1 pseudogene is annotated in these 256 nt (G+C 41.4%); it reads right to left on the bottom strand.

Annotation, left to right across the window (positions count from 1 at the left end):
- Window positions 1-209 (bottom strand): annotated as a pseudogene (locus AYW75_RS18525) (tetratricopeptide repeat protein); the annotation flags it as partial.
- Between the last annotated feature and the right edge of the window lie 47 nt (window positions 210-256).

The following is a 256-nucleotide window of genomic DNA, read 5'->3' as shown; positions in this document are numbered from 1 at the left end:
TAATAATCCACAGCGGTCACACTATCGTCAGTAAAATCAGCCAAGGTTTCGAGGAAAAGCGGATGATCGCTTTTCTTACCAACGTGCTGCTCACATAACGACTTCAACTGATCATAAAGTTGATAAAAGACAGTTTCATCATCTCGATCTGCTGCGGAGATTAATGCTTCAGCCAGCTGCTCTACCTGTTTAAATAATTGGGCATTCATAGATTAACTCTCCAACCACACATCTTTAGCCCAATCCCATATTGATC

The sequence above is a fragment of the Marinomonas atlantica genome, from assembly GCF_001639725.1.
In the GTDB taxonomy this organism is placed as follows: domain Bacteria; phylum Pseudomonadota; class Gammaproteobacteria; order Pseudomonadales; family Marinomonadaceae; genus Marinomonas; species Marinomonas atlantica.
The sequence above is the reverse complement of the archived record's forward strand: the minus strand, read 5'-3'. Positions and strand labels throughout refer to the sequence as shown.